The organism is Arthrobacter sp. P1_A5, assembly GCF_056406825.1.
Genome location: NZ_JBFTZL010000265.1, coordinates 1 through 3,788 on the forward strand (window position 1 = coordinate 1; position 3,788 = coordinate 3,788).

The 3,788-nt window shown below is 62.1% G+C and carries 4 protein-coding genes; all 4 read right to left on the minus strand.

Annotated features, from left to right (window positions below):
* Positions 1-1,143: cytochrome bc1 complex cytochrome b subunit (qcrB, locus tag AC1D1S_RS19965; protein ID WP_476995301.1), on the minus strand; the 1,143-nt coding region annotated here is incomplete at its 3' end.
* Entirely contained in the window at positions 1,121-2,194 is a 1,074-nt protein-coding gene (gene qcrA, locus AC1D1S_RS19970; protein ID WP_028276730.1) for a cytochrome bc1 complex Rieske iron-sulfur subunit, read from the minus strand. The genes qcrB and qcrA, both read right to left, overlap by 23 nt.
* 100 nt (positions 2,195-2,294) lie before the next feature.
* Complete coding sequence (gene qcrC, locus AC1D1S_RS19975) at positions 2,295-3,083, minus strand: cytochrome bc1 complex diheme cytochrome c subunit (RefSeq protein WP_476995302.1); 789 nt, start codon at positions 3,081-3,083, stop codon at positions 2,295-2,297.
* A gap of 86 nt (positions 3,084-3,169) precedes the next feature.
* Positions 3,170-3,788: aa3-type cytochrome oxidase subunit III (ctaE, locus tag AC1D1S_RS19980; protein WP_476995303.1), on the minus strand; the 619-nt coding region annotated here is incomplete at its 5' end.

Here is a 3,788-nt window from a genome sequence, read left to right on the forward strand (position 1 = left end):
GTCCAGGACGTGGTGCTCGCGGTTGTCCTTGGTGATCCAGCGTTCAATCCACGGGTAGGCGAACATGACCGTGAAGAGTATGCCCGCCGGGACGAGTGCCGGCAGCAGCACGTTGAACGTGAACATGTGGCCGAACCAGATCTGCTCGACCTTCCAGTCACCGATCGTGCCCGGCATCAGGCGGAGGGCGCCGTCAACGAAGCCGATGTACCAGTCAGGCTGGGTGCCTGCAGAAACCGGGGAGGGGTCGTACGGGCCGTAGTTCCAGATCGGGTTGATGGTGAAGAACGCCGCCATGATGGCAACGACACCGAACACGATGAAGAAGAAGCCGCCGGCCTTCGCCGCGTAAACCGGTCCCAGGGGGTAGCCGACGACGTTGCCGTCGTTGCGGCCCGGGCCGGGGTACTGCGTGTGCTTGTGCACAACCACCATGAAGAGGTGCATCACGATCATCAGCAGGATGAGCGCGGGAACCAGGAGGATGTGGAGCATGTACAGGCGGCTGATGATCATGGTGCCCGGGAACTCGCCGCCGAATAGGAAGAACGAGGTGTAGGTGCCGATGACCGGGATGGACTTGATGACGCCGTCGATGATGCGCAGGCCGTTGCCGGAGAGCAGGTCATCGGGGAGCGAGTAGCCGGTGAAGCCTGCGGCCATGGAGAGGATGAGTAGGACGCTGCCCACCACCCAGTTCAGTTCGCGGGGCTTGCGGAATGCGCCGGTGAAGAACACGCGGAGCATGTGTACGGAGACAGATGCGACGAACAGAAGGGCTGCCCAGTGGTGTACCTGGCGCATGAACAAGCCGCCGCGGACATCGAAGGAGATGTTCAGGGAGGAGCTGTAGGCCACCGACATTTCAACGTTCTTCAGCGGCGTGTACGAGCCCGCATAATGCGTCTCCGCCATGGACGGATCGAAGAAGAACGTCAGGAACGTGCCCGAGAGCAGCAGGATGACGAAGGAGTACAGCGCCACTTCGCCGAACATGAACGACCAGTGGTCCGGGAAGACCTTCCGGCCGAATTCACGGAGGATTCCGGAGCCGCCAACACGCTGGTCGACGAAATCGGTGATGCGGCCGCCTGTAGTTTTGGCGACGAAGACAGGGGCATCAGGCGTTGTTGTTGAGGACATGCTGCTCACGCTCCCAGTAGGTCGGTCCAACGGGTTCATGGAAGTCGCTCGTGGCGACGAGGTAGCCCTCAGCGTCGACTGCGATAGGCAGCTGGGGGAGAGGGCGGCTGGCCGGGCCGAAGATAACCTTGCACTGCTGGGTCAGGTCGAAGGTTGACTGGTGGCACGGGCACAGCAGGTGGTGGGTCTGCTGTTCGTACAGGGCAACAGGGCAGCCAACGTGGGTGCAGATCTTGGAGTATGCAACGATTCCGTTGTAGGCCCAATCTGCGCGCTCGGGGGAGGGGTTGAGCAGTGCGGGGTCCAGGCGCATGAGCAGAACGACCGATTTGGCCTTCTCGTTCAGCTTTCCTTCGCTCAGCTCGTTCAGCCCTTCGGGGATGACGTGGAACGCGGAGCCCATGGTGACATCCGCGGCCTTGATGGGGGTGCCATCCGGGTCGCGGGCCAGCCGCTTGAGCCTGCCGTCCGGGGCCGGGGCCCACAGAGTGTGGGCCAGCTTGTCGTCCGGCCGGGGGCCGAGGTCACCGAAGATGGCCAGGGCCGGCAGGGGGGCGAGGGCGACGGCGCCGAGCAGGGTGTTGCGGATCAGTGGCCGGCGCTTAATGCCGGTTTCCTCGACGATGTCATCGACGATGCGCACGGCAGCCTGGCGGTCTTCCTCAGTGCGGATCGCGTGGCGCTCTTCCGAGACCTCGTGGTCCGGCATAAGGGCCTTGGCCCAGTGGACGATACCGGTGCCGATGCCCAGCATCGCGAAAGCGGTGCCGATGCCCAGCAGGGCATTCTGGAGGCGGATCGTGGCGATCGCCGAGTCTTGCCCCAGATCGATCGCGAAATACGCCACCAGGAATATCAAGGTGCCAACGACCGAGATGCCGAACAGAAGGGCTACCTGCCGTTCTGCCTTTTTTGCGGCCTTCGGGTCCGTGTCAGCCAGGCGCAAACGGTGCGGGGGAATTCCAGGATCCTGGAACTTCTCCACCTCATTCTGACCAGCCGTAGCTACGGTGCCCGAGTCGTTCGGACCGCCGTCACTATGGTTGCCCATAATTCGCCTCATCCTTCTCTCGTCTCGGCGAGTGCCGAGTTAGGTTTCAATTCAAACTGCTGACGGGTCAGCAGAAAATTCTTACAGGTGCAAGGTCCGCTTATGAAGTGCGGGAAGTCAGCCAAATGGTGAACGCGATGATGACGCCCAGCCCGGCGATCCAGACAAAGAGACCTTCGGAGACCGGTCCCAAAGCACCAAGATCGGCGCCGCCGGGTGAACCGTTGGCCTCAATCTGCTTCAGGTAGGTGATGATGTCGCGCTTTCCCTCGGGGGAGATGTTCGCGTCACTGAAAACCGGCATGTTCTGGGGGCCGGTGACCATTGCTTCGTAGATGTGCTGCCCGGAGACACCCGCGAGGGCAGGGGCAAACTTGCCCCGGGTCAGTGCGCCGCCTGCAGCGGCGGCGTTGTGGCACATGGCGCAGTTGGTGCGGAACAGCTCTCCACCGTTGGCGGCGTCGCCCTTCTCATCGAGCACGCCTGCCTCGGGGATGGCCKGGCCGGGGCCGAGGGAGGCAACATAAGCAGCCAGCTGCTTGGTCTGTTCCTCGTTGAACTGGGCGGGCTTCTTGTAGGCCTGCGGGCCGTTCATCTGCATGGGCATGCGGCCGGTGCCGACCTGGAAGTCAACAGCGGCGGCGCCGACGCCCACAAGGGACGGCCCGGCCTGCGAACCGCTGGCACCCATGCCGTGGCAGGTGGCGCAGTTGGCGGCAAAGAGCTTGCCGCCTTCCTCTACGTCGCTTGCGCTATAGGTGGTGGTGTCGGCCTTGGCCTGGTTGACGGTGGTGGCAACGGCGTACAGCCCACCCGTGACCAAGAGGCCCATCAGCAGCAGTGCAATTGCTGCCAGTGGGTGACGTCGCTTCTGCGAGAGTGCCTTCACGTGGTGGTTCCTTTATTCGATCCTGCGGTGGCTCCGGGAGCCGCTTCTTGAAATTCTGCCTCTTGTAGAAAAAGAGTCAAGTCTGACTACTTGAGGACGTAGATGACCAGGAAGAGGCCAATCCAGACGACGTCCACGAAGTGCCAGTAGTACGAGGTGACGATCGCTGAAGTTGCCTCAAAGTGTCCGAACTTCTTCGCGGCGAAGGAGCGGCCCATGATGAGCAGGAAGGCAATCAGACCGCCGATGACGTGCAGGCCGTGGAAGCCCGTCGTTATGTAGAAGGCCGAACCGTAGGCGTTGGAGGACAGCGAGACATGCTCGGAAACAAGCATGGCGTACTCGGTCGCCTGGCCGGCGACGAAGAAGGAACCCATGAGGAACGTCAGGATGAACCATCCGTTCATCCCCCACTGGGTGAAGCTGAAGCGTCCGCCGGTTCGGCGCGGCTGGAGCCGCTCGGCAGCGAAGACGCCCATCTGGCAAGTAAAGGAACTTGCCACAAGGACGATCGTGTTAACGAGCGCAAACGGGAAGTTGAGCTTGGCTGTCTCTTCGGCCCACATCAGTCCGGAAGTCGAACGGAGTGTGAAGTACATGGCGAAGAGACCGGCGAAGAACATCAACTCACTGGACAGCCACACAACGGTTCCAACAGAAACCATGTTCGGGCGGTTCAGCGTCGGGTGCGCCGGGGTACTGGGG